Below are 25,672 nucleotides of genomic sequence, written 5' to 3'. Positions count from 1 at the left end.
CGTTAGTAGTAGTATCGCTGGGCGTCGGCAAACCTATAAAGATGGGGTTTGTTTTAGAATATAGGGCTACTTTTTTTATAACCCATTATAGCTTCTCTCTGCTTTCTTAGACTTGTCTTCTTATTTGACTCTACTTCTACGATTTCTTCTTGCTCGATTGGGACTAGCATATTAACAGACTCCTCTAAATACCTATCTGTAGATACTATTGTTGTTTGACACCTTACCTCATCAACTCTGTCATACTCATCTTCAAGTAATTTATTTAGCAGTTTGTTCACAGTAAGATCACTACGCGCTGCAAGCATCTCTAACTTATTACGATTTTTTTTATAGATTTTCACACTAAAATCATCATCAGATGGCTTTTTGATAGCATACTGTTTCTGACCATCCCATGCTTTTTTCATACTAAATAAAGTATAGCTCCGTAGAGAGAAACCTTTTTTGTTTTTGGTTCCAATATCATTACTTTCCACGTTAGATAACCTATCTAAACTTGTACATATCAGATCGTATTTTTCTTCATCAGTTTCGGGGAAAAAAACTCCCTTAAGAGCAATATATTTGTTTTTATCTAAATAGCTATAAATCCACTCAAGCTGTTCAGAGTTAGAAGCATCAATCCACTTCAAATCTTTGCTCTCAGTTCGGTTTTTCAAATAGATAGATTTGACATTAAGCAGACATACGGTTTTCCAATCTCCACTATGCTGCTGTAAACCAGTTTGATATTGAGGAAGATTATTATAATAGCTGGTATTAAACATATGAATGTAAAGTCGCAAGAGAGCTTCTATTTCTGCTATTAGCTCAGCCCTTCCTTTGTAAGCGCTCGAAGTTAATAAGTTTTCCACTAAGCTTGCTAAAAATAGTGAGCAGCGCAAATCATTATTAAACCAACTAAGATAACTTTCAGGTAAAAAATTTTGAATTTTCCAATGAATTAATTCATTGTATCTGTCTATGGGAAAACGATATTCTTTAAGTCTTAAAATCAATAAATTTCTATAATCATCATTATCAAAATCTATATTTTCCCAACTTTTATTTATTAAAAAGTTTTCTATGTACAGTAGAGATCTTGCCTCTTCAGCTTTCAAGCTATATAAATCTGAGTAGAAGTCGTCTACATTTCTCTTTCCTCTCCTTACATCACTGATATATTCATCCGTTACTAACTTCGAAAGCTGAGAGTGTCTGTAGCTTATTGAAGCTTGGTTGGGAGTAAAATCTTGATTGCCGCTAAGGCGGGTTACTTGTCCGTTCAATAGATCACTTCCTTGTATAAAACCACTAGTTATATTCTAGTATTATTGTAATTATTAGGTAAATAATAAATAGATTTTCACTAGTGTATTTCTAGCAAAAATGGCTCTTAGCTACCTAAATTAGCGCTGTTATGTTTATGGCTGTAATCAGTATAATATAAAACATAACTATATTTAAATCTATGTGTTTTTACTCCTTAGTTATCCTAACTCTATCCCTCTTAAACTCAGTCAAAATTGACTGTATCTTCGAGAAATCTCATCGTTTTTGACAGTAATAGAACTACGATTTCAGGGTGAGAAACACTAGCGCTTAGCAGGTTATTTATATTATTAAGTAATTAAGTACTGCTATTGGATACTACCCTTTATCAAATAGTTCACTCACTATCAATATTTTTCATAGTTCACTATGAAGAAATACTTATGAGTTATCTTCTAAAATATTACTCCTGTGATGATAGATATGAACCCCATCACAGAAGAGCATTATTATGGATAACTCAGACCTCAACCCTCATCAAGTTATTGCCGCTGTCGATCAATTGGTGAGCACTGTATTCAATAGCAATATTGAGAACTGTCAAATCACGGATGCACTAAACGAGTGTTATGCTCCCTTCATGAGCATTTACGATGACAGGCTAAACTATACTTGTTCAATCCACGCTTTCTTATCGGTGACTCAAAGCTTGGTTAATGATCTTTATCCTGAAGATGTAATATGGGATGAAGCGTTAACGGTAGAATTCGTACATGAGCTCATGAAGTTTTATCCTCACTATCAACTTAATAAAGCCAACCACGCCCAACAAGAAACAAAGAACTCATATTCGCTAGAGACTTATCTGCAACAGTTAACCACACATTACAGTCGACTTTTATTTGTAAGAGTCGACTTGACGTATCTTGTTAGTAAGCAAAAGAAAATAACTGTTTGGGATTTTAATCATCACATGACGATACTTACCCAACAAATTAGCAATCAGAAATCATACTTTAGAGGTTTGCAAGGTTATGCATGGGCCTTGGAACAAGGCTATGAGAGTGGCAGTCTGCATTGTCACTTACTGTTGATCTATGATGGCGCGAAACGTGATAGTGGATGGGGTGTTGCTAAAAATGTAGGTAAGAAGTGGAAAAAGATTACTAAGGATCAAGGTAAATACTTCAATTGCCACGATACCGACTACATCAGTGGCTATGAAGCATCAGGAACACTGGGTATTGGCATGATTCATCGAGATAATGATTATGAAGTGGGCAACGCACTTAGAACCGCATCTTATCTTACTCGTCCTACAAAATATAATCAGCGCCTAAAGAGATGGTTGCCCAATACGCGTAGCTTTGGACATGGTCAATACCGCAATACAAAGCGTCGTGGACTCCCACCCATAACAAAATAATTTCAGGTATACATTATTAACATGAAACACAGCGTTTGCCGTTTGTGCAATGCGCGATTCAACCCATCAAGGTCTGCTCCGGCAGGCCTTTTTTATGCCTGAAAATAATAGGAGTTGTTATGAAACCCATCTGTCCTTATTGCCATTCGTCTCATGTTTATGAAGCTAATAACACATACCCGCTGATCGATGAACTGTTGTCTCCTGCTGCGCTGATTGGTCTTGGTGTCAGTCTATGCAAGTCTTTCAAAGTGCATCCGATCATAGGCGTGGTGACGGGTACGGCGGTTGCCACCGTGATCGAGATGACGAGAGACAGTGATGTCTTACCGATGCTTAGCAGTCCTGAGTACCGCTGTGGCAGCTGTGATCATGTTTTTAATTGACTGGTTCAGTCATCAAATCTTTAACCCTCTAATTAACTTATTCAATGTATTTAACCACTATAAAAGGAAAATCATCATGGCACATTTAGTTGAAAGCATGGCCTACGTCGGCGACACTCCGTGGCATGGCTTGGGGAACGAGCTGTCACCCAAGCAACCGCTTGAAGTCTGGGCCAAGCAAGCCGGGCTTGATTGGCGTATTGAATCGTCGGATGTCAGTTATATGGCCAATAATGAAAAAGGGCATAACCTGATTCTGCCCTTTGCTGAACAGAAGGTGTTGTACCGTAGCGATAACTTGGAGCCGTTATCGGTGGTCAGTCAACGTTATCAAGAAGTACAACCGCTTGAGATTCTAGAATTCTATCGTGATCTTACCGAACAGTCTGACTTTGAATTGGAAACGGCAGGGGTGTTAAAAGGCGGTCGTAAGCTATGGGCATTGGCCCGTACTGGCCAGTCAGCAACGCTTCGCGGCAACGATGTCAGTAATGGCTACTTACTGTTAGCAACGGCCTGTGACGGCACGTTAGCGACCACCGCACAGTTCACCTCTATTCGTGTGGTGTGCAATAACACCCTAGCGATTAGCTTAGCCAACGGTAATAACGGGGTAGTGAAAGTACCGCATAGCACTCAGTTTGATGCCGACAAGGTGAAGCAGCAATTGGGCGTATCAGTGAAGCAGTGGGATGCGCACTCATATGAGATGAAGCAATTGTCTGAACGTCGGGTGACGCAAGCGGAAGCAGCCAATTATCTCAGTCGGGTATTTAACGATCAGGACAATAATCTCATCTTGTTTAACAGTGCGAAGAAAGAGAAAGAAGCGGTTCCTAATGCCAAAGCGATGAATCAGGTGATGACTATGTTTAACGGCCAAGGTCGCGGAGCTGACTTAGATGCCGCCCGTGATACGGCTTATGGCTTGCTGTGTAGTATCACTGAATACGTCGATCATGAACGACGGGCGATGAATACCGACAATCGCCTGAATTCAGCCTGGTTTGGTGCTGGTGCTAAGCTCAAGCAAAAGGGCTTAGAAGAGTCGTTGCTGATGCTGGCTTAATGAATTACTCCTAAAGTACTACAACAAAATTAACCACGCTTTCGAGCGTGGTTTTTTTATGCCGTTTATTTAATCAATAACAAATCTGACCCCCATTTATTAAGGAATTTATCATGAACCCAATCGCTTTAAACCATATCGCGCAGCTCAGACAAACCAAGCGTGCAACCGTTAAAGTTAAAACGCCTATTGTCACTAATTCTACGGTCATTCATAAAACGGTAAAGCCATCTGTTGTTCAGTCCAGCACCGCTAAACGTCTAGTGAATACCAAGCATCTTAGTCATGAAAAATGGCTTGAGGTGCGTCAGCAAGGTATTGGCAGTAGCGATGCCGCAGCAGCTTGTGGTATCCATCCGTATCTGTCGATGCTTGAGCTGTGGATGATTAAGACGGGGCGTATGACTTCACACATTGATGACAGTATTGAAGGCTATTCACCGCTGTATTGGGGCAACACCTTAGAGCCAATGGTGGCGAAATACTATCAGGCGCATACTGGCAATAAAGTTCGTCGCGTCAATGCGATCTTGCAGCACCCCGATCCGGAGCAGCACTTTATGCTGGCCAATCTCGATTATGCGATTGTCGGCAGTGATGAGGTGCAGATATTAGAGTGTAAAACCGCAGGAGAGCATGGGGCGAAACTGTGGAAGCATGGCGTACCCTTATATGTCACTTGCCAAGTACAACATCAATTGGCGGTGACGGGTAAGCAAGCCGCGCATATCTGTGTGCTGCTGTGCGGACACGAAGCAAAGATTTATAAGGTTGAGCGTGACGAGCAGCTGATCAATAGCATTCTGTGGCATGAACGGCTGTTCTGGCAGTATGTGATCACAGACACCCCACCAACCCCTGATCACAGTGAGTCGGCAGCACGGGCATTACAGCAGCTGTATCCGAAACCTAAAGCCGCCAGCAAAATTGATTTAACCGAGGACGACGGGGCGAATAAGTTGTTTGCGCAATTACTCAGCTACCGTGACGATATGAAAGAGCTAGAAGAACGCCATGACCAGATCAAGCATCAGCTGCAAAGCTTAATGCAAGATAATGAAGTGGCCGTCTTTGATACGGGCGCAATATCCTGGAAGCGCAGCAAAGACAGTGTCAGTCTTGATAGTAAGGCACTGCTAAAAGCGCAGCCTGAGTTGCTTGCGCAGTTTGGTAAGACAAGGGAAGGCAGTCGGCGCTTTGTGATTTTAAATGACGGCTAAGTTAGTGACTCATCTCTGAGCCCATTCAATCCTCAATCGATTCATCCAGTCAATAAAGCCTGTAAATAAAATAAGCACATAATCGCCCACCCTAATCGGTGGGCTTTTTTTATGGCTAATCGTCATTTATTAAACCTAATGAAATCTCATTAAACACACAAGGAATAGCATCATGATTAAAGGTCTCACCATCACCCCGCCCGTACTCGGTCGTATCAGCATTGGCCGTGTTATTCAGAAAGACGGTAAGCGTCTGCCAGCCAAAGACGATCAATTCACCATCACCAGCCAAGTGCAGAATAAAGACGGCTGGGTCAATCATCCGTTAGACGAAAAACTACGTGAAAATAACAACGGTAAGCTGAGACAAATTCCGGTACGCATGCTGTTTAATGATCCGGAACTGAATCTACGCGCTGAGTACACCCTGTTTGATCGACAAACCGGACGGCCACTGTGCGTAGGCGACGGCGAGCACTGTCAGCGACGTACCAACAAAGGGGTTGAGCAGTTGCCCTGCCCATCCCCTGATCGCTGTCCACTGGCGCAAGGCGGTGCTTGTAAGCCTTATGGCAGGCTATATGTCAATCTCAGTGAAGACGATGAGCTCGGAACATTCATCTTTCGTACCACGGGCTTTAATAGTATTCGTACCTTAGCAGCACGGCTCAGTTATTTTGCTGCGGTATCAGGCAATAAGCTGTCGTGCCTACCACTGCAACTGACCTTGAGAGGTAAGAGCACGACGCAAAGCTATCGCACCCCGATTTACTTTGTGGATCTAACCTTAAGAGAGGGCGTGACCCTAAAAGATGCGGTGCAAAATGCGCAAGCGATTGATCGTGAGCTCAGCGCACACGGCTTTGATCAAGCTGCACTAGAGGTGGCAGCGAAACAAGGCTATGTGAATTCCTGCTTTGAGGTTGATGCCGATGACATGGCGGATGTGGTTGAGGAGTTTTATCCGATGGAAATGAATCAAGACCACAGTAACAGTAACGGCAAGCAGGGTGGTATTCAGAATGGGTCACAAACAGCTCATGATATGCGCAGTATTGAGCAGGGGTTACGGCAGAGTGTGACGGCGGTGAGTTAGAGCGATCTTTAAAGGCGGCATAAAAATAGCAGAGTCAATCTGCTATTTTTTTTATGTGTTTTTAACAAGAAAGCATTTGGACGCTGTAGGGTGACGTAGAAAAATAAGGGGTTCCACAACGCTATGAGCGCAGATGAAAAATGTTAAGCACCATTATGTATTGTAATTCCTTTCATGTGACAACCACATTCCATAATGAGGGTACGATATAGGGTTTGGTTTAAACAGCGGTTAAAAAGACTTTAGGACAGACTCAATCAGTATTAATTAGCCTCATAATACTTTTAAATATTCAAGTTGCTTACTTAGGTGGGTTGGTGCCATAGTTGTTCACTGAACGTTCTGGACAGTGGTACTGAACAAACATTTAAAAACGTACTTGGACAGTAGGTAAACAATGAACATATCGGTCACAAAAGCGTCTACAGAATGGGGAGTCTCAAGAACTACCATTTATCAGAAAATCAATGATGGCGAGCTCTCTAGAACGTCTGATAAGAAAATTGATACGGCAGAGATGCTGCGCGTATTTGGCGAGCCTGTCTCTAAAAAACGTACTGAACAGTTAGTGAACAATACTGAGAGTACGCACTCTAACAGTCTAACTGTACAAGACTGTACAGCACTTGAACACCAGCTGGCACTTGAAAAACTAACGACTGAGCACCTACGACAACAAGTAAATGACCAAAAGCACTTGATAGAAAATTATCAGCAGCAGCTCTCTCAGCTCACTAAAACGCTTGAGAAAGCCAATGCCAGTATTCATGATTTTGCGCAAGTGAGGCTATTGGAGTTCAAAAAATATGAGGCTGAATATGAGCCACTATCTGAACCAAATCAGCAGTCTGTACAATCATCTGTCGTTAAAGAGAAGAAAAGATGGTGGAATTTTTGAAGTCTAAAGTTTAACAAGTGAGTTTAATGTGATGCTCGTCTATTACAATGTATCTAATTACAACGATAGAATATAGGTAAGACTAACCTTTACTCTTTTCTTGCTTATAACCGACTTTTTCCAAGTAAGGAATGTATTTTTTTTGCTTGCTAGAATCTGTTAAATCTGTGGCAATAATAGCAGCATACTCTGCGGTACTTTTGCCTATAGGCGCATTGCTACCAAGTTCGGGCAAGGTGGCTAACTTACTACTAAAAGTGTTTATCTGTTTGTCAGTCATCTTGATAAAGTATTTATCATTAGCTGTGTCAGCATCTATAACTTTCGCTTGTGGTTTGCGCTTAAACTTAAAGGTAAAGTCGGTTACTGCCTTACCAGTTTTATACTGCTCATAATCTGCGGTTATATCGGTATGGTCGTTAATCTGTTTGATACCATGGTTTAATACACGCTTTTTAAAATCGGACATGGCTAGATACTGTTCAGGCTTAACGCCAAGCATAAAGCGCAATTTTTTAAGAGAGATTTTATTGGTTGTGCCTACTGCTTTCCATTGCATCATGATTTCATATAACCTGATTGCATACTCGCTTTGCAACTCACTAACCTGCTTTAAATCATATTCAGTGTATTGCTCACTGAGCCTAGTTATCAAAGGAATAACGGCATCAGTGAATTGCAGCTCAATCATTCCAGCATCTTTGATATATCCTATCTGTTGCACCCATCTAACAATACGATGGGTAGGTTTTCCTGTTTCTTCATGAATATCGTCATATTCAAATTGAGCCTCAAATAAACCACTGGCTGCACTCTTTAATGCATCGTATGCAGTATGCTTTTCTACGTTAAATTGTTCCTGATAAGATTTTGCCGTGATGTTCAACATACCTCTAGCATCAATGAGCTTATCTTGTGCCCTCGCTTTGATAATTGCTAAAAAGATAATGCGCTGTTCAGGTATGCCAAGCGAGTAACTGGCACTAGTTAGCTTATTGGCTTTGGTTATTAACTGGTTATTGCGCATCTTCCTTGCCCTATTATTATATATTTACAATTAAAAGGACAGTATATAACACAAAGTCCCTTTATGGTCGATAGACGTCCCTTTATGGGTCGATAGACGTCCCTTTATGGGTCGATAGACGTCCCTTTATGGGTCGATAGACGTCCCTTTATGAACATTACAGCCCTTTACTGGTATGGTTTACAGCTGACGTAAAAGCTCTTAAAAACCTTAAAAACCTTAAAAACAAAAACGCTCATTAAGTTACTAGTTTTTATAAATAATAAGGTTTGGTTCTTAATGTTTATAAAACATTGTCAACTAAGAGGAATTAGCAGACAATTAGCAACCAATTATAAATACAGTTTTAAAGTAAACGCAGATACGTTTTTATTTGTTTAGCAGCTAGATCAGATTTGATTGCTAGTATTCATACTTGAAGACACAAGCATTATCACAGCAACCACCTATAAAAAATATCATAATTAGGGTAAACGTAAATATTGAATAGTTATCTGAACTACATAGAGAAAATAAATTGTAGCGTTTGTTGAGAAGTTTAAAGGGGTTGGTGGAAAGGTTAGATTAATCATATTAAAGAGCAGTTAATCGCTTTTTTTAAAGTACCTTACTTATCAGAAATAATGACTTTCTATATGTTATTAAATTTATTCAAATCATTTTGTATGATTTTGAGAGTATCAAACATGCATTTTAAGAGCCAAATCATCACACATAATAATTTTTAGGTATAAAAAATGACAGATACTGTTAAGCAGCTAAATTTTAACCTTTTAGGTAAGTTATTTGGTAATAAGAGTCTACTGCTGACAGAAAAAGCTCTGTCTTTGGACGCAAAGGGAGGCGCAAAAAAGCTTGTATTATTTTCTAAGGCTGAAAAATTCGTCTATTTAGAAGGTGGTATTTTTGGTGCCACGCTATACGTTTTTGACGGAAAAGATTTTAAGCAACACAAGTTTTTGTCTAAAGCAGATGTTGTAGCGTTTGCAGAATCTACCAATAGAAGAATTGCTCATGGCATACAGCCTCGCCTTATAGACTCGATTGACCATTTTAACTCTCAAGTGCTGACCAACTACCCTCGAGGGTCTCGAGTAGAACAAATCAAATCTATAGCAAATAAGTTACTACCCTTCTATGAAGACACAGAAACGCCGTGGCACTATTTTAGTAACCTTAGTTTACATAATGATATTCAGATTATTTGCGACCAATACCCTCTGACACAAGAAAAACTAGGCGCTTACCATGAATCATTTAATTTAGAACAAAGACAATCTTTTTTTGATAACGTAGAGTCCAACCCTTTAACTCATGAGCAAAGGCTTGGTGTACTGCGCTCTAATGATAAAAATATGGTACTTGCTGCCGCTGGTACAGGAAAAACATCAGTTATGGTTGCTAAGGCTTTAGATCTTATAGATCGTGGGCTTGCTACACCATCAGAAATATTAATATTGGCCTATAACAAATCTGCTGCTGAAGAGTTAAAGCAACGCTTAGCTGATAAGGCTGATAACGCGGGTATAGAGCTGATAGAAAATCCCCAAATCTCAACCTTTCATGCATTGGGTCGTGGCATTTTAAGAGAGTCTGACATTCCTACTTATATGAGTGTATTGACCGAAGATAGCTTAAAGTTAGATATGTGGGTGACAAACTGGATAATAAATTACTTAAGACAGAATCCCAAACGACTGCTTGGTTTTATTTCTCTATTTCCAGAAGCTGTCAATCCTTTTGATTTTAGCACTCAAGCTGAATATGAAAATCACATTAGAGACAATGAATATAGAACTCTTAAGGGTGAGCTGGTAAAGGGTTATCAAGAACTAAAAATCGCTAATTGGTTGGCTTTGCATAAAATACCTTATGAGTACGAAGCGCCTTATGTTAGCAAGCGGCGAATTGATGTAGGTTATGACTATCAGCCTGATTTTCATATTGCTAACTCTGATATTTATATTGAACACTTTGGGATTGATAGACAGGGAAATACGCGCGCAGACATTGATAAGCATGCCTATAATAAATCCATCCAAAGCAAGCGTGAGCTACATAAAGAGCGCGAAACAACCTTAGTAGAAACCTTTCACTATGATTGGACTGAAGATGCACTAGAAGAAAGACTTGAAGAACGGTTAAGAGCTGTTGGAGTGGTTCCAGATAATACTGCCATTGAGGACACACTAGATGAATTACTTGCAGATCTTTCTACTGGTAAGCAAGTTGCTACTTGGAGCAAGATGCTGGTTAAATCGCTACAGGCTATTCGGTTTGAAAGATTGAGTGAAGATGACATATGTAATCGGCTGAAAAAAGCTAAGATATTTCAGCCAAAACAAAAAACACGCATTTTAAATGATTTACATGAGGCGTATGTTAAGGAGCTTGCAGCTAATGACTCTATTGACTTTGATGACATGATTATTCGTGCCATTGGCGTTATAGATAACGATCAATACAAACCTACGTGGAAATATATTTTAGTCGATGAGTTTCAGGACATATCAGCTTCTCGCATGGATTTTATAAACAGTATTATTGCAAAGGGCCCTGATCCTTCGTTGACAGTGGTTGGTGACGACTGGCAATCTATTTATAGATTTGCAGGAGGGAAGCTTGAGTTGACCACTAGATTCAATGAATTGGTAGGGCCTCATAGTCTAACTATGCTTCAAAAGACTTTTCGCTATAACAATAGCATTGCTGACACTGCAGGCAAATTTGTTATGGAGAACCCGGAACAATATAAAAAACACATTCAAACTCATGAAGTAGTAGATGAGTCACAAGTCTATTTGTTAGATGATGACTCTAGCAAAGAAAACGGTATCTACAGTAGAGTTCGTGAGGTGGTCAATGAAATCAGAGAGAGCGACCCCAACGGTTCGATAGCTGTTATTGCAAGGTATAACTATCTGCTTAAAGAATCGCGTGACTTTTTAGGAAAAAAAGAATCGCAAGATATCAATTTTTGGAGCTTTCACAAGTCAAAAGGGTTAGAAGCAGACTACTGCATCTTGATTGGTTTTTTCCAAGGAAAGAGTGGATTTCCTAACGGGAATCGTGAAGATGCTATCCCTGAAGCACTACTTCCAACATTAGATCCGTATCCTCATTCTGAGGAACGACGTTTGCTGTATGTGGGTATCACACGTTGTAAAAAGAAAGCTTATATTATTGCAAACCCGACCTCACCATCAGAGTTTGTCAGTGAGTTACTTAAACCTAAATACGATATTAATATTTTGTCTGCAGCATTCCAAGAACGCCATAGAAAAACATTCAAATGCCCTAATTGTGCAGATGGTTATCTACGTCTAATAAAAGGAAGGTTTGGTGATTTTTACGGCTGTAGCTCTGGTAAAGGCTGTAAGGTAGGCAAAGCACGCGTATGTGAAGAGTGTGGCGCACCTTCTGTTGATAGAGAAAATGAGAGTAGATGTAACAATATTGAGTGTGATAACTCAATAAAGATCTGCAATAAATGCGGTCGCCCTATGAGAATGCGTAGTAGTAAGTATGGTAAGTTTTGGGGTTGTAGCGGTTTTGGTATTTCTGGCGATCAATGCAAGAATACTATAAAAATTCGCTAAATTTTTTGTATCATGCTTTTGAAGGTATACCTCTAAGAGCTGCTAAGCTAGCAACAAAATGATTACTACTGGGAATTACAATGACACTGGAACAAAACACTTATCATCTTGATAGGTTTGAAGCCCTTATCAATAAGTTTAGAGCACTAGACTTTACTGACGAGGAGCTAACTCTATTTGATGTTGGCACACGAGGACACTTTGAAAACCCAACGACTGAGCTACTCAGCTTCTTTTTAAATTCAACCAAACCCCATGACTTAGATGACTGTTTTTTTAAAGGCCTACAATCTGTGATTGCCTACAAAAACATACTATCGGATTTGGGGTTTTTGAAGAGTGTAGAAACGGAAGTATCTACACAAAATGGCAAACGCATTGATTTACTCGTAGAAACTGACACTGCGTTAATAGTGATTGAATGTAAAATCTACCATCATCAAAATAATCCCTTTGATGAATACACAGCCTTTGGTAATGAACGCGTTAATAAGGACGTTCAAGACTCCGCCTCAAAGACACTTGTTAAACTGGTGCTTTGCCTTAATGGTAATATTAGCGCAGATCTTGCAGCAAATGGATGGCACGGTATTTCGTACAACGAACTGGTTAAACATATTGAAGGAGAGTTGTCACAAACCATGTTTGATAACCCTTATAACAAATGGGCTTTGTTCGCTAGAGAATTCTTATTACATTTAAAAGGTTTAAATACGATGACTACTATCAATGAAGAAGAAATTTCTTTTTTAACTGAGAATTTGAGTGAGTTCGCTCACTTGAGCGATTATATTTATAATAATTTAATGCCTAAGATTGGTACAAAAATCTCATCAGACCTAAATGCTAGTGACCTGCAAGATTTTGAGTGTAAAGTAAAACATGGTAAGTGGTATTACTATGAACCTGTTATTAGATTCTCTAACCTGAATTGGACAACGGGTTCTGATATCGTTTTATGGATGAAGGCAAACGATAATCATATTTCGCATAAGATTAATTTGCATATTGCGAAGCAATCAGATGAGTTAGTAGAACAGTTCAAAACTTTAATTGGTGATTCATGGTTCAAGTCAGATACTGATACATGGTATGAAGTGAGCAATACTTACTGGGGCATATCTTGGTCATTTAAAACTTTTGATTTAGATGAGCTTTCTGCCAAAATTGTTGAGCTAATGGTTCATTTGAATAACTTAGAGTTAAATTATCGTCCAGCATTGACTGAATAAATATCAGTAATGTATCAAAAAATAGTTGAAGTGATGGTATACCCTTTCTTCATTGTGGTCACTGCCCAAAAGACAGAAATTAGGCAAATGTGAAAACTGATGATCTAGGCTATTTTATAGAATATGGGTACTGTAAAAATGATAGTAGATTCAATTGAATTCTTAGATAGAAACTTTATTTTTGATAATAACACCTCAAATCTGATTAAGACCGATTACCCTACGTTTTGTAGATTTCCAGTGATATATGTCATTTACTCAAACAAGAGTATGGTTGCTTATGTTGGAGAAACCACCAATATCTCTTCGAGAATAAGACAGCACCTGAGAGACGCAGAAAAAAGTAAGCTAAAAAATATTAAGGTGATTTTTAGCCATTATTTTAACAAATCTGCAGTCTTGGATATAGAAGCTAATCTAATCAAGTATATGGGAGCAGATGGATCATACATGCTGCTCAATGCGAATGATGGCATAACAGATCATGAGTTTTATCAGAGACAAGAATATAATAATACGTTCCATGAGATATGGGAGCGATTCAAACTAGATAATCTGGTTAAACACGATATTCTTGAGATAGAAAACTCTAACCTATTTAAATTTTCACCTTATAAAGCTTTATCAGAAAACCAGCATTTTGTCATACATCAATATTTAGAACTGATTATAGAAGGTAAAGGAGAGACTATATTTTTTGAAGGCAGTGCTGGGACAGGAAAGACAATTATCGCCATTTACCTAATGAAATTATTGTTGAACGATGTTAGTGAAGATGACGTTAGAGAATCGAATGAATATTCAAGCTTAATTCCTCTCGCTAACGAAGCGAAAAAAATTCTATTCAAAAATATTTCTGAGCCAAAAATTGGACTAGTGGTGCCAATGAAGTCTCTGAGAAAAACATTAAAAGGTGTATTTAAAAGTATCAATGGGCTTAAGCCTAATATGGTTATCACAGCAAGTGAAGCTATGAAGTCTTCTGATTATGATTTATTGCTAGTAGATGAATCTCATCGTTTGAAACGACGAAAAAATATTGTTGGTTATGGTGCTTTTGATAAAAATAATGCATCTTTAGGTCTTGGACAAGATGGCACAGAATTAGATTGGGTCATGTTGTCTTCTAGATATACTGCATTTTTTTACGATCCAGAGCAATCTGTGAGACCTTCAGATATTCCTCATGAAAAGTTCCTAGCTATCAAGAGTCATGCACAAACTTTAATGCTGACTTCTCAAATGAGAGTACTAGGTGGAAACAACTATATTGATTTTGTTGATAAGCTTTTGACAGGTTCAAATGATTTGAGTCGATGGGAGTCGCATGTTTATGAGTTAAAGTTATTTCGAAATATACATGACTTTATCAAAAATATGGAAGAAAAAGAGAGTAAATACAAGCTTTGTAGGACAATATCAGGATATTCATGGGAGTGGCTGTCTAAGAAAGAGCCTTCTACACCTGATTTAGTAATAGATGGAATTGAGTTTTTTTGGAACCGTATTGATGAAGACTGGATTAACTCCACTACAAGCATCACTGAGATGGGCTGTATTCACACTACTCAAGGCTATGACCTGAACTATGCAGGAATAATTTTTGGAAGTGACATACGATATAACAATGAAGCTGGACGTATTGAAACGATAGCCACCAATTACTACGATAGGAATGGAAAAGCAGGTATTTCACCTGATGACCTACATGAATATATCATCAAAATTTATAAAACAATTATGTATCGTGGTATTAAAGGCACCTTTATATACTGCTATGATCCAAATTTGAGAGATTATTTTAGTCAATATATTCCTATCTATTGAAAATATGGCCAAAGGATAATCAGATAGATCACACTATCCTATTACCCCTTGGGTATGTAACGCTTTGTTAAGCGTTAGCTTCCTCGACTAGACTTTTAGCTATTTCATGCCAGTTAACTAAGCCTAGCGCGTGCTGTAGTAAATCGCTATAAGTACTAGCCTGTAGTTCTGGCATCATTTCCTTATGTTCTTCTTCGAGCGCTATAGAAAGTTCATTCACCTCTGAATCACGTGCTTTTTCCATCCAGTAGTTATAGTTGCCTTCGTCGTTCGTCAGCCATAAGTTAACATTCCACGTAGCATAGTTAGTCCAGCCATTATATTCTTTCATTCTTTTCTTAACCTTATTTATAAATTAAAAATATTGCTCATAAGAGTGATACCCTCTTATTCAGTATACCCCAGCAGAAACAGTGAAAAACGATTTCTTCTGTCCAAAGTCATTTGTCATAGATGTGTTATGGGGAATATCAAAAAAGCCCATCTGGTAGGATGAGCTTTCATAGTGCTTGTTAGCACATTACAACTAACATTTAATAAAAATATAAGCATGTATTATAAAAATGATATGAAATTATATTATTAATGACAGTGATAAGTACCTCTTTTTGTGTCGTTGTGACAACCAGCTGAATTAGTTCTGCCACCATGAGCAAATGCAGAAGAAACAAATGTTGCTGCAAGCACTACAACTAATAATTTTTTCATAATATTAATTCCTTAAATGTTAGGTTTAGTTACAAACCATAACATAAATGTTTTAAAAAAGCTGATTATTTGTTTGGTTTTCAGCAAATGCTAATTAAAGATTACTAATATAGGTATACCTTTTTTAATATGTCAGCGTAGATTCTAAAGCAGTGATTAAACCCATGCTAATAAAGAGATGCCAACATGCGTAGTACAATATTTAAATTAATAATGAGCTTATCAACTGTAGCTATCGTTGCATGTACGCCCGCGTTAAAAGAGCAAGAGGACTCTTATGGAGCGGGTTTTATTACTGTCAACGAGACACTGTGGGCAGTTGATCACACTAAGCCCTATCCTTTCACTGTCGCATACGGTGAGATTGTATGTGGTCTTCCTCATAGAGGGTTGGGGCCTCAGGTCTACTTTATGCCTGAAAATTTTACTGATGAGTCTTATATTGGTACTCCACTTAATCAGGCAGCCGCTGACTCACTTGAGCGTGACGGTGACCGTCCGAACGTACCTTATAGTATTAAAAAAGGTGCTGACTTAAGTGAGGCAATACAAATAGGTCTAAAGGTATGTAAAGAGCAGCAAGACTTTTTGGATAATGGGGGTTAAGCTTAAGAAATATGCTACTTATCCATTAATCTCAAGAACTGTGGATTGGTCACCTGTATTTGCATATTGTTTTTATACTCTTCAATCTTTCCTCTGGCACAAAACCGTCTGCCAACGAAACCATCTATTTTACCAAAACGCTCTTCAAACCAACGGTAGTCCTTATTCCATACAAGCACCGTTAATGACTGGTTTGGATATTTTTTATCTAAGTTTAGGTAGTGTCTGTTAGAGAGATGCTTAGTCTCAGCTAAGGTGCCACACGCCATAACTGTTTTTCCAACATGAAACGGCGCTTTAAAAGCTTCGATCTTGGGCTCAGCGGCATACGTCAATGTAGAGCCAAACAACACAGCACTTATAGCAATAGTAATTTTTTTAAACATAATGGCCTCAATGATAATTAGCTTGAACTAATGGTTTTAAAAAATAAGATAATAGCGACAGCAATAGCTATAAATATAGAAGAGTAGATAACAAGCTGGCTTACTGTAAGACGTTTTTCATCTGCCTTTTTGCTTGATTCAATCTTTGCTCTCTCACTTGCAATTCTTTGGTCTTCTGCTTCAATCCGCGCTTTTTCAATAGCGTTTGCTTTGGCTTCTTCCTTTAGCCTCTCTTTTTCTATTTTATTCTGTTTGGTTTGCTCATCAAGACCAAGCTCATACGCCAAAGAGAAAAATACCAAAACAACTATCCCAATAAAGATACCCACGACTTTATTGCAACTGATTCATAGAAGACAGCTTAATCTGCGGTGTCCCTTTATAGGAGCTGACAGTACCTTGTACACATATCTCTCTACCTTCGTATTGATCTACATCATTAAGGTTACCCATATCAGAACTCCATACCACGATGGTAGCGTCTTGATTAGGATATGAGGTACCAAGATTGAGATACTTGCCTTTGCTAAACCCTGTGATCTGCGCAACATAGCCGCATACGACACGGTAGTCACCGATATGCTTATAGGCTTGTGCAGCTGGTACTGTGTTAGAGACTGCTGCTTCGTAACTTTGATTGTTCTGTGCCTTATTAGATGGCGGTGTGTAGACATCAACTTTCTCAGCTTCTCTCTTAATTGCTGCTGCAGGTGGGGGCGGTGGTGAAATATTGTGAAATACAGGTTCGGGCCTAGAAGAAACCTCTTCAAACGTCGGTATATTATTATTAGCATCTTGAGCCGCAACGACGGCACTGCTTGTATCAACAGCATTATCGTTTGTTGATACTTGAGCGGTACCACTGACCACATTATTGTTATCGCTATGATTTTGCTCATCATCTGCTTCATAAACCAAAGACGAGGGCTGCTCGACTAATGCCATTGCAGCATTGTCATTGTCTTTATTAAAGAAGGCATTGGCACCTAACGCCACAATCACTAACCCAGCAGAACCTGCTATGAGCATCTGATTGCCTGTAACCTTTGTTTTAGTTGGCTCTTTAGGCGTTCTTACAATGATTGGTTCACTTGGAATGTGTTGTACCCTAGGAGCGTTGTTCTGATCGATATTGGCTTGTAGCTCTGCTATCGCTGCTTGAATACTTGCGATTTCATTACCAGTAATGGTGGCAGAAGATTGATTATTAGTGGCTTTCTGTTCGGTAAGTTCATTCTTTAGCTGATTGAGCTCTTGTTGATACTCATCAGCGCGCTGCTGATTTTGTTTTTCAGCTGTTTTTTGACTCAGTTGGTTTTTACTTTGTAGCTCTAATGTCTTCTGAATCTCAATAACAATCTTATTTGGCTCTTGGTTCATTTTATTATTGGTGTACCTAAGCAGTACCCCATAGATGGCCATTAAATCATTTTGCCTTTCTAACATATCGTTAAAGTCACGATAGTTATTTACTTTCCAATAACCGTCTAACTCGATAGGCAATTGATAGCCTTTCGAATGATTTGAAATCATAAAGTCAATGTATCTGTTGCCGCCATTCGAATCTTTAAAATGGTATTGAGCAGTTACATCCTCAGGTCTGATCTCAGGTATTTTGGCTAAAATAGTTCTGACAAAGTTCTCTTCATAACCGGCAATATGTTTAATCTGTTTTTGATTTGCCGCTATCCATTCATCCCAATTCATTGCTTCTTTCTACCTTTTTACTAAGAGGTTTTGCTATAACCTAAGTTATTGCTGATCGATATATAAATGCTATTGATGGTTAAGTAAACAGAGTTTACCTGATTTCTTTATAAATTACTCAACTACCGTTGACATTATGAGTTAGAATATAGAAGTTCCTATTAGAAGTTAAATACTTGTATAGGTAACCCAGCTCGCTGTTATGTAATCTCAAACTGATTTTTTGTATAGAACAAGATATAAAACAAGAAAGCCCATAAAGATTTGGTTTATAGCTGACGGCTCACTGCCTACAATATAATGATATACGTGATTGGTTTCGTCTTGAAAAAGCATCCGATCAACAGGGTGATTCTTCGATTGTTTGGGATGAGGTGATTTTTGAAATAGACTTGTTCAAATCGTAAGAAATCAATCTAGGCTACATTGTCGAATTGATTTTTGAGCATAATAAAAATACCAAAGACAAGTCTGCCTTGGTGGAAGAAGTGCGACGGTTGATTCGGGCAAGCCTTGGTAATCGTGCTAAAGAAAGCCTAGTGGTCGATTTTATCAATCAAACCAATTTGGATAGCATCCCTGATAAATCCAGCATCATTGATGTCTTCTTTAGCTATGCTCAGGTCGAACAGCAACGTGAAGTCAAAGATATGATTAGTGATGAAAATCTGAATGAAGGTGCAGCTAAGCGTTATATTGCCGCCTCGCTAAAGCGTGAGTACGCCAGTGAGAACGGTACAGAGCTGAATGCTATCTTACCTAAACTAAGCCCACTCAATCCACAATACTTAACCAAGAAGCAAAGTGTTTTACAGAAAATTGCAGCTTTTGTTGAGAAGTTTAAAGGCGTTGGTGGGAAGGTTTAACTCATTATAAGAGTTTAGTATCTTGATAATTATTATTATTATTATTATTAGCTGTAAGCTGTAAGCTGTAAGCTGTAAGCTGTAAGCTGGCAGTATTTTGAATTATTAAGGTATGAATAGTGAGCTAGTGTGCATAATAATTTTTTTAAATCATGACCTCTGTTTTTTTTAAGTAGTACAAAAACATAAAACCCACCTATAAGTGGGTTTTATGTTTCCAATCGCTTCTTATGATCTGAGCATCTTATATATGTTTTCAGGTATGGTATAACCAAATGTATCAGCAGCATCAAGAATAAACTTACTGCATGCAGGTGTCGCAATTAAAGTGTTTAGGGTAATGGTTGAAGCCGTAAAAGCTCCTCCACAAATTGCTCCAGTAAGTCCAATTTTCATGTATCCCCATTTTGCGTCACTCTGAGCTTGTTTTAACTTTGGATCAAAGAGAAGCATAGCAGTTATGCCAGATACTGGATCTATGTTATTCCCATGTTGATACACTTTAGTAATGAGTTCAGGCCAGCTTTGTGTCAGAACTCTTAGAGCGCCAGGACTTAACTCACCAAGACTTAAGACCATAGATGAGTAGGGACTTTTAGGACTTTCATATATCGCTAAAAAAGGTGATCTACCTACATCTTTGCCATCGAGAATAAATGCTAACTCTTGTGAGGCACTTACATAGTCATAGCCATTTTTGTCGCTAATAAATTTCTCACAGTTTTTAGGTGATAGTGGAATACTTGTCTTATCTATACTGTTAACAGGCATAAAGGTAATAACTTCATTATCTCTAACTTGCTGTGAACCTGGTGAACCGCCAGGAGTGGCCATTGGTAAGGTCATAAAACTCTCACAAACTGTTATATTTTTTTTCCTAACAGTCCATTGGTTTGGTTTCGTTATTATGCCTTTCTTTAATAAAATGACAGCTCTAGGTTTGACGTCACCAACTGGTTTAATAGAGAATATTTTCTTGTCAGGTAGATTACTAGTAGTTCTTTGACTAGCGCTAATTTCCTTACTAACTTTAACCACAGCCTTTTGATAATTGGCATCAACTTCATTAGTATAAGCGCTTAGATTCATAATGAAATCACGTGTCATTGGAAGGCCTAGAAGATGTGATCCATCACCTACCACTTTGTCATCATCAGGTATAACAGCCACAGGTGGAGGAATAGGATTAGACATAGGTGGAGCAGGAGCCGTTGTTGCACAACCATATAACACACTGGTTATGGCCATTAGACAAACAGACAGTTTAATATTCATAACACATTCCTTGTTCAATATATAATGATACTGTCTATGTATCCATACTCTATATGGTCAGGTTCAGACTATGAATACTCCATTAAAAACACTCATTTAACTAAATACTGAAGCTATATAGCAGAGATAATAACGGCTATAACATATAATTTAAAATGTGTTAAAGAAATTTGGTAACAGTTAAACTACTATATTACTTACATAGCATTACTTAAATTAACTTTTCTGTAAGATGAATATATCTTGAATATTATTCTCATATTTATAAATAATCAATATAGTTTCTGATCCAAATTTGAGTTTAGGATAAACTCCAGTACGACTAACCCATTCAAACCGGTAATTGAGCTAACAGGATATCTAAGTGAGGCAGCTAAGCGATATATAGCCCTTTCTCTAAAGCGTGAGTATGCGAGTAAGAACTGGTACAGGATTGAATGCCATCTTACCTAAACTGATTTCACTCAATCCGCAATACTTAACTAAGAAGCAAACCGTTTTGAAAATGCTGCCTTTATCGAAAATTTTAAAGGAGTGGGTGAAAAGGGTTAGTCGATATTTCAAAGATTTGGCAATCTAGATCACATATCGGTTAATATTGGAAAGTGTAGGTCCTTAAGAAGACGCCTCACAGTTTAAGAAGCGTCAAGTTAAAGACTATCCCAACTATTAAAATTAAATACATTCAACCTCTTATATTGAATCAATCTAATCAATTTTCGTATGTCGTGCGAGATTCTGGTGCGGTAAATAACATATCATCAAGCATGCGACCAAGAGTCGTTTGTACAAACGCGTTATGAACTCCAATGCTTTTATTTATCTTGTTTTCCTCCGCACTATTATCGATTACACTTTTATCTACTCGAAAGTTCCACATATAACCTAAGGGTATAGTTGGGCCTTTAAATTTAGAAAAGCCTCTAGCATCTTTATCTGTATCGTCATATAAAGGTTTCAAAATAGACGTATGATAAAGTTCATAAGATTTATTAAATTGTGGAGCTCTTATATCAGGACGCTTGTAGTCTTCATTTCTATATACATGTCGTGTTTCGTCACAAGTTTGTGAAATACTATGATCTGAATTTGGCTTACCATGATTAACATCCCATGGGGGTATTTTGAACCATGGCTCAACTCCTCTAGAAATTAGCTGGCCGTTTGGTCCTTGTATGAATTTACATTTATTGCTTAGATTAAGGGGAGGGTTACTACTATCAACAGTAAACTCATGGGAAATATAAGGCGAATAGTGCCCAATAGTTTGTTTTTTATTACCATTAGGCTCATCAAATACGTTTATTCCAAGCAAATTGCCTCTAAAGAGCCATTTTGATGTAGCGTAGTCATTTTTTGAGGTTAAATTTATCCAAAGAGGTCTTTGTAGCTTCATACCAGACTTAGGGTCAGGACTAGGCATATTTTCATATACTTTATTAAAAGCATCTGCACTTATTGCTGAATTCAAAGTGACCAGTAATGAATTGCTTCCTAAAGGCCAATCTTTAACAGATTTTGTTTGCTGTAAATCTTTCATAAAAGCTCGAGATAAAAGCCGTCCGCCAAGAGAGTGGCCTATAATAAGCGAATGTCCTAAGCCATTATTCATTTTTACATTATTTACCATAGATTCAATGTCATTTCTTACTTCTCCCTTGTTACCAATAGCATCCGCAACTTTTGCTCTCCTTTCTAAAGATAAAAAAGTTTCTGGAATAGACTTCGTTTCTTCACCACGCCAACCAATGTACACCCCAATAACATTCATATCTGGCTTTTGAAAACTGCGACGAGCGAGTAGATAGGGAAATCCTGTTGTATCTAAACTTTTATCTTTTGGATCGATAGACGCATTATTATGCCAACCGTGTACATAAATCACCAAATAAACTGGTTTATTTGAACTTGCTATAGCGCGGTTGATAACCTCTAATTGCATGGGATCAAACTTCTCCCCTATCTTCCCTATCTCTTTGTATTCTAAATAATGTAAACCGGCAGATGTATAATCATATGTATGTCCGTATTTCTCCGCAGTATCCTTTGAAACAGCAGAAAAACCATCTACAATTTTCATAACACTAATAGTTTCCTCTGTAGGATCATGGTATTGCTGATCAAGAATATTATGATCTAAAGAGGTATCGGGTTTCGGAATAGGAGTAACCGCGCAACTAACTAAAAACAGTGATAATAAAACGGCTATAGATGGCTTATTCTTTTCAAAGAATCTTGCTGCTAGGTAACTCATAACGATCTCCTTATGTTATGGTTGAACCATTGGATCACAAGACATCACTTCATAAGTACAGTTAGCCCTATGATTTAGTTCGATTATGCTCCAGCAGGACTGCTTATTCAATCAGACCATCAAGCTAATGTCCTATCATTAACCTATACCTTTTGGTATGTCCTCGGAACGTTACCTTTTTTCTTATTGTTTCCCTATCTACTCAACAGATTTGGTATGGCATTGCTATCGAGTAGCTTATTAACTGCGTTGTTCTTTGCATTATTCGCAACAGTATTGCCAAGCTTTAAGATTAATCTCTTCTAGGCAAAATTCATGACGTTTGCGAGCATTAGACCAACAATCGTGCTCCTTCGTGGGGTTGTTTTTCAAATAGCTACATCTAACAGCTGGGCTATTTATATGACATTCGCACAAAAGAATAGCCTAATGTAGTGTGCTGAAAACTAGTAGACCACCACATTCTCATCATGACAGCTAATCTAGTCTTATCCTAGTATCATTACTAGATTCTAGGATAAGACTAAAAAGACCGGCAGTAACTACCAAGATATGATTAACGATGCCCTATGAAGGTGTTGGTATTTCTTTTTCATAACCAAGGGCATAGGTAGCCTGTGCAACTAAAACTCTACAGGATTTTGCTTTAACAAGTGAGTCCAGTGCAACAAATGCTACGGCTGGTGTAACAGCAGTTGCAGCAGTTACGATAATAGCGGCTTCTGCACCACATTTAAGCCCTGAAACTCCCATTTTTATATTTTTCCACACTGCTTTTTTTTGGGCTTCTTGTAAGGATGGATCTCGCGAAAGCATGACGGCAATGCCTATTGTTGGGTCAATGCTATCCCCATGGCTATAAACTTTAGTAATAAGTTCAGGCCAGTTTGATGCCAACAAGGTTATTGAATCAGGACTTAAGCTTCCAAGACTTAAAATCATAGATGAATATGGACTTTGACTACTTTCATATAAGGCTAGATAAGGGGATTTACCTAGTTTATTTTCTCCAAGAATAAATAATAACTCTTCTGCTGAACTTGCATAATCATAACCATTTGTAATAAACCTGTTGCAGTCTTCAGAATTGTCTGGAAGATTATTTCTATTCAAACCTACTGCAGGCATATAACTAATAACATGATTCTTTCTATCAGACATTAGATCATCTTTAATCAGCTTACCAGATGTTTCCACTGCTTCGGCAGTTGGTAATCTCATAAAACCTCTGCAAAGATCTATATTCTTTCTTCGCACATTCGGATTCATAGTTGACGTTTTCCATTTCCAGCCACTACTAGGAGTCATCCTATTTTCTAATAAAACGACAGCTCTAGGTTTTATAGCGCCAGTCGGTTTAATTGAAAAAATCTTTTTGCTACCTTTAGCCTCAATTGCTTGGAAGTTATCACGTGAATCCATAATGAAATCACGCGTCATTGGAAGACCTAGAAGATGTGAACCATCGCTAAAGGTTTTGTCAGTATTGTTTGCTTCAGAATCATCAATGACGGGAGCACCAGTATATCCAATCTGCCCACCCGGTATACCAAGAGGAGCCACAACAACTTCAGACGTGGCGCGTTTAGCGGAACAGCCATATAATAGAGTAGACAGAACTATTAGAGAGCCAAATAATTTAATATTCATAGCATATTCCTTATTCAATATATAATAAGACTGCCTATGTATTCATACTCTATATTGTTAGATTCGGACTATGAATACTCCACTTAAAAAAACTCATTTAATCAGATGTTGGATTTATCAGATCTAATAATGACTAGAACATATAAGTTAGAGAATTTTTATAGTAGCTAAAAAACCACATATTATTACTTAAATTAATTTTTATGTAAGGTTACTGTGTTATATAACATTGCTCTCATATTGATTAATAATCAATGTATTTTTTGACTTAGATTCGAAATAAATTAGGAAAGCATATTATAAAGAAAACATGCCCCAGCCAAATCATCTATCCAAACAAATTAATAAACAAGCTCACAGGCTACCTAAAATAGCCTGATGCGGTAAAATCACCTTGAACACCCTATCGTTAGCCTATACCCAAAACATAAAAATTCTAAACGATAACCTACCTATCATTAACCTTGTTTTAATAATTAAATGATAGTAATATCTCTCTATTATCAATGAACATTGATTATTAAGTCTAAGTAATAGAGGTGGGTGATGACCGTTCGTATTTATGTGAGAGCCAGTACTAAAGATCAAGACGCGACCAGAGCATTAGCAGATTTGGTTGCGTTCAGTAAAAGCTATGGTGATACCTATGTGGATTACGTTGAGCACTTCAGTGGTACAAAGCTGGAAAGACCAGCACTCACTCAGTTACTCAATGATGCTGAGCAAGACGATATTTTACTGGTTGAAAGCGTGGATAGACTAAGTCGGCTATCACAAGACGATTTTGCTATTTTAAAGCAACGTATTAAAGACAAAGGCTTGCGATTGGTGGTGGCTGATCTGCCAACCACGCATACGGTGAATGACGGTATGACTGGGGATATCTTAAAAGTGATCAACGATATGCTAATTGATTTATTAGCGACAATGGCAAAGCTTGATAACGATAAGCGTAGAGAACGTATTAAGCAGGGATTGGCCAACAGTGGCTATAAACCTACGGGTAAGAAAGCCAATATAGCAAAACACAATCGTATAAAAGAATTAGCCAGTCAAAACAATATGACCAAAGAGGAGATCGCTAAAGCAGTTGGGGTTGGGGTGGCTACGGTCTATCGGGTGTTGAGGCAAGATTGATCACGGATACGTCAGACATGATTAAAATCAATAAAATGCAATAAGGCTT

21 protein-coding genes and 2 pseudogenes are annotated in these 25,672 nt (G+C 38.1%); 13 read left to right on the top strand and 10 right to left on the bottom strand.

Annotated elements, in window-relative coordinates:
• Nucleotides 1-53 precede the first annotated feature (53 nt).
• A complete protein-coding gene (locus tag H2245_RS11510) occupies nucleotides 54-1,271 on the bottom strand; it encodes a hypothetical protein (RefSeq protein ID WP_182407558.1) in 1,218 nt (405 codons plus the stop codon).
• A gap of 494 nt (nucleotides 1,272-1,765) precedes the next feature.
• Between H2245_RS11510 and H2245_RS11505 the strand changes: the two genes are divergently transcribed.
• From H2245_RS11505 to H2245_RS11480, 6 genes are all read left to right on the top strand, one after another.
• The gene (locus tag H2245_RS11505) at nucleotides 1,766-2,680 is read left to right on the top strand and encodes an inovirus-type Gp2 protein (RefSeq protein ID WP_182407557.1); all 915 of its coding nucleotides are present in this window, start codon (nucleotides 1,766-1,768) and stop codon (nucleotides 2,678-2,680) included.
• A 197-nt stretch (nucleotides 2,681-2,877) separates the two neighbouring features.
• Entirely contained in the window at nucleotides 2,878-3,066 is a 189-nt protein-coding gene (locus H2245_RS11500; RefSeq protein ID WP_259365212.1) for a hypothetical protein, read from the top strand.
• Nucleotides 3,067-3,142: 76 nt separating this feature from the next.
• Nucleotides 3,143-4,135: a DUF932 domain-containing protein gene (locus H2245_RS11495; protein WP_182407555.1), complete on the top strand. Its 993-nt coding sequence runs from the start codon at nucleotides 3,143-3,145 to the stop codon at nucleotides 4,133-4,135.
• Between the two features lie 113 nt (nucleotides 4,136-4,248).
• Nucleotides 4,249-5,355 (top strand): YqaJ viral recombinase family protein, encoded by a 1,107-nt coding sequence (locus tag H2245_RS11490; protein WP_182407554.1) that lies wholly within the window; start codon nucleotides 4,249-4,251, stop codon nucleotides 5,353-5,355.
• Nucleotides 5,356-5,527: 172 nt separating this feature from the next.
• Complete coding sequence (locus tag H2245_RS11485; RefSeq protein ID WP_182407553.1) at nucleotides 5,528-6,451, top strand: hydrolase or metal-binding protein; 924 nt, start codon at nucleotides 5,528-5,530, stop codon at nucleotides 6,449-6,451.
• Nucleotides 6,452-6,848: 397 nt separating this feature from the next.
• A complete protein-coding gene (locus H2245_RS11480) occupies nucleotides 6,849-7,349 on the top strand; it encodes a plasmid replication DNA-binding protein (protein ID WP_182407552.1) in 501 nt (166 codons plus the stop codon).
• Between the two features lie 82 nt (nucleotides 7,350-7,431).
• Here the strand turns inward: H2245_RS11480 and repM are convergent, their stop codons facing one another.
• Nucleotides 7,432-8,376, bottom strand: a complete 945-nt coding sequence (gene repM, locus H2245_RS11475; protein WP_182407551.1) for a replication initiation protein RepM — start codon at nucleotides 8,374-8,376, stop codon at nucleotides 7,432-7,434.
• Nucleotides 8,377-9,113: 737 nt separating this feature from the next.
• Between repM and H2245_RS11470 the strand changes: the two genes are divergently transcribed.
• The 3 genes from H2245_RS11470 to H2245_RS11460 all read left to right on the top strand — a co-directional run bounded on the left by H2245_RS11470 (nucleotide 9,114) and on the right by H2245_RS11460 (nucleotide 15,034).
• Nucleotides 9,114-11,975 carry a UvrD-helicase domain-containing protein gene (locus H2245_RS11470; protein ID WP_182407550.1) on the top strand — a complete coding sequence of 954 codons (2,862 nt, stop codon included), beginning with the start codon at nucleotides 9,114-9,116 and terminating at the stop codon, nucleotides 11,973-11,975.
• 80 nt (nucleotides 11,976-12,055) lie between these two features.
• A complete protein-coding gene (locus tag H2245_RS11465; protein WP_182407549.1) occupies nucleotides 12,056-13,207 on the top strand; it encodes a PD-(D/E)XK nuclease family protein in 1,152 nt (383 codons plus the stop codon).
• A 123-nt stretch (nucleotides 13,208-13,330) separates the two neighbouring features.
• The gene (locus H2245_RS11460; RefSeq protein WP_220464433.1) at nucleotides 13,331-15,034 is read left to right on the top strand and encodes a DUF2075 domain-containing protein; all 1,704 of its coding nucleotides are present in this window, start codon (nucleotides 13,331-13,333) and stop codon (nucleotides 15,032-15,034) included.
• Nucleotides 15,035-15,101: 67 nt separating this feature from the next.
• Here the strand turns inward: H2245_RS11460 and H2245_RS11455 are convergent, their stop codons facing one another.
• On the bottom strand, nucleotides 15,102-15,365 hold the full coding sequence (locus H2245_RS11455) for a hypothetical protein (protein WP_182407548.1): 264 nt from the start codon (nucleotides 15,363-15,365) through the stop codon (nucleotides 15,102-15,104).
• Between the two features lie 251 nt (nucleotides 15,366-15,616).
• Nucleotides 15,617-15,742, bottom strand: a complete 126-nt coding sequence (locus H2245_RS11450) for a YHYH domain-containing protein (protein WP_182407547.1) — start codon at nucleotides 15,740-15,742, stop codon at nucleotides 15,617-15,619.
• A gap of 186 nt (nucleotides 15,743-15,928) precedes the next feature.
• Here H2245_RS11450 and H2245_RS11445 point away from each other — a divergent pair, with 186 nt between their 5' ends.
• The gene (locus tag H2245_RS11445; RefSeq protein ID WP_259365211.1) at nucleotides 15,929-16,348 is read left to right on the top strand and encodes a hypothetical protein; all 420 of its coding nucleotides are present in this window, start codon (nucleotides 15,929-15,931) and stop codon (nucleotides 16,346-16,348) included.
• A gap of 14 nt (nucleotides 16,349-16,362) precedes the next feature.
• On the opposite strand, the gene H2245_RS11440 is transcribed toward H2245_RS11445, so the two are convergent.
• From H2245_RS11440 to H2245_RS11430, 3 genes are read right to left on the bottom strand one after another with little or no spacing between them, the layout of a single operon-like run.
• Nucleotides 16,363-16,734: a hypothetical protein gene (locus H2245_RS11440; protein ID WP_182407546.1), complete on the bottom strand. Its 372-nt coding sequence runs from the start codon at nucleotides 16,732-16,734 to the stop codon at nucleotides 16,363-16,365.
• 17 nt (nucleotides 16,735-16,751) lie between these two features.
• Nucleotides 16,752-17,063 carry a hypothetical protein gene (locus H2245_RS11435; RefSeq protein ID WP_182407545.1) on the bottom strand — a complete coding sequence of 104 codons (312 nt, stop codon included), beginning with the start codon at nucleotides 17,061-17,063 and terminating at the stop codon, nucleotides 16,752-16,754.
• A 4-nt stretch (nucleotides 17,064-17,067) separates the two neighbouring features.
• Nucleotides 17,068-18,441 (bottom strand): hypothetical protein, encoded by a 1,374-nt coding sequence (locus tag H2245_RS11430; RefSeq protein WP_182407544.1) that lies wholly within the window; start codon nucleotides 18,439-18,441, stop codon nucleotides 17,068-17,070.
• Between the two features lie 296 nt (nucleotides 18,442-18,737).
• On the opposite strand from H2245_RS11430, the pseudogene H2245_RS11425 reads away from it, so the two are divergent.
• A pseudogene (locus H2245_RS11425) lies at nucleotides 18,738-19,307 on the top strand (type I restriction endonuclease subunit R, EcoR124 family); the annotation flags it as partial.
• A gap of 228 nt (nucleotides 19,308-19,535) precedes the next feature.
• Here the strand turns inward: H2245_RS11425 and H2245_RS11420 are convergent.
• A complete protein-coding gene (locus H2245_RS11420) occupies nucleotides 19,536-20,582 on the bottom strand; it encodes a hypothetical protein (protein ID WP_182407543.1) in 1,047 nt (348 codons plus the stop codon).
• A 366-nt stretch (nucleotides 20,583-20,948) separates the two neighbouring features.
• Between H2245_RS11420 and H2245_RS12250 the strand changes: the two are divergent.
• Nucleotides 20,949-21,134, top strand: a pseudogene (locus H2245_RS12250) (hypothetical protein); the annotation flags it as partial.
• A gap of 160 nt (nucleotides 21,135-21,294) precedes the next feature.
• Here the strand turns inward: H2245_RS12250 and H2245_RS11415 are convergent.
• Together H2245_RS11415 and H2245_RS11410 are read right to left on the bottom strand one after the other, a co-directional pair.
• Nucleotides 21,295-22,836: a hypothetical protein gene (locus tag H2245_RS11415; RefSeq protein ID WP_182407542.1), complete on the bottom strand. Its 1,542-nt coding sequence runs from the start codon at nucleotides 22,834-22,836 to the stop codon at nucleotides 21,295-21,297.
• 567 nt (nucleotides 22,837-23,403) lie between these two features.
• A complete protein-coding gene (locus H2245_RS11410) occupies nucleotides 23,404-24,486 on the bottom strand; it encodes a hypothetical protein (protein ID WP_182407541.1) in 1,083 nt (360 codons plus the stop codon).
• A 546-nt stretch (nucleotides 24,487-25,032) separates the two neighbouring features.
• Here H2245_RS11410 and H2245_RS11405 point away from each other — a divergent pair.
• The gene (locus tag H2245_RS11405) at nucleotides 25,033-25,623 is read left to right on the top strand and encodes a recombinase family protein (RefSeq protein ID WP_182407540.1); all 591 of its coding nucleotides are present in this window, start codon (nucleotides 25,033-25,035) and stop codon (nucleotides 25,621-25,623) included.
• Nucleotides 25,624-25,672 lie beyond the last annotated feature (49 nt).

Origin of the sequence: Psychrobacter sp. GP33 (assembly GCF_014119005.1) — a bacterium.
Taxonomy (GTDB): Bacteria; Pseudomonadota; Gammaproteobacteria; order Pseudomonadales; family Moraxellaceae; genus Psychrobacter.
The sequence above is the reverse complement of the archived record's forward strand: the minus strand, read 5'-3'. Positions and strand labels throughout refer to the sequence as shown.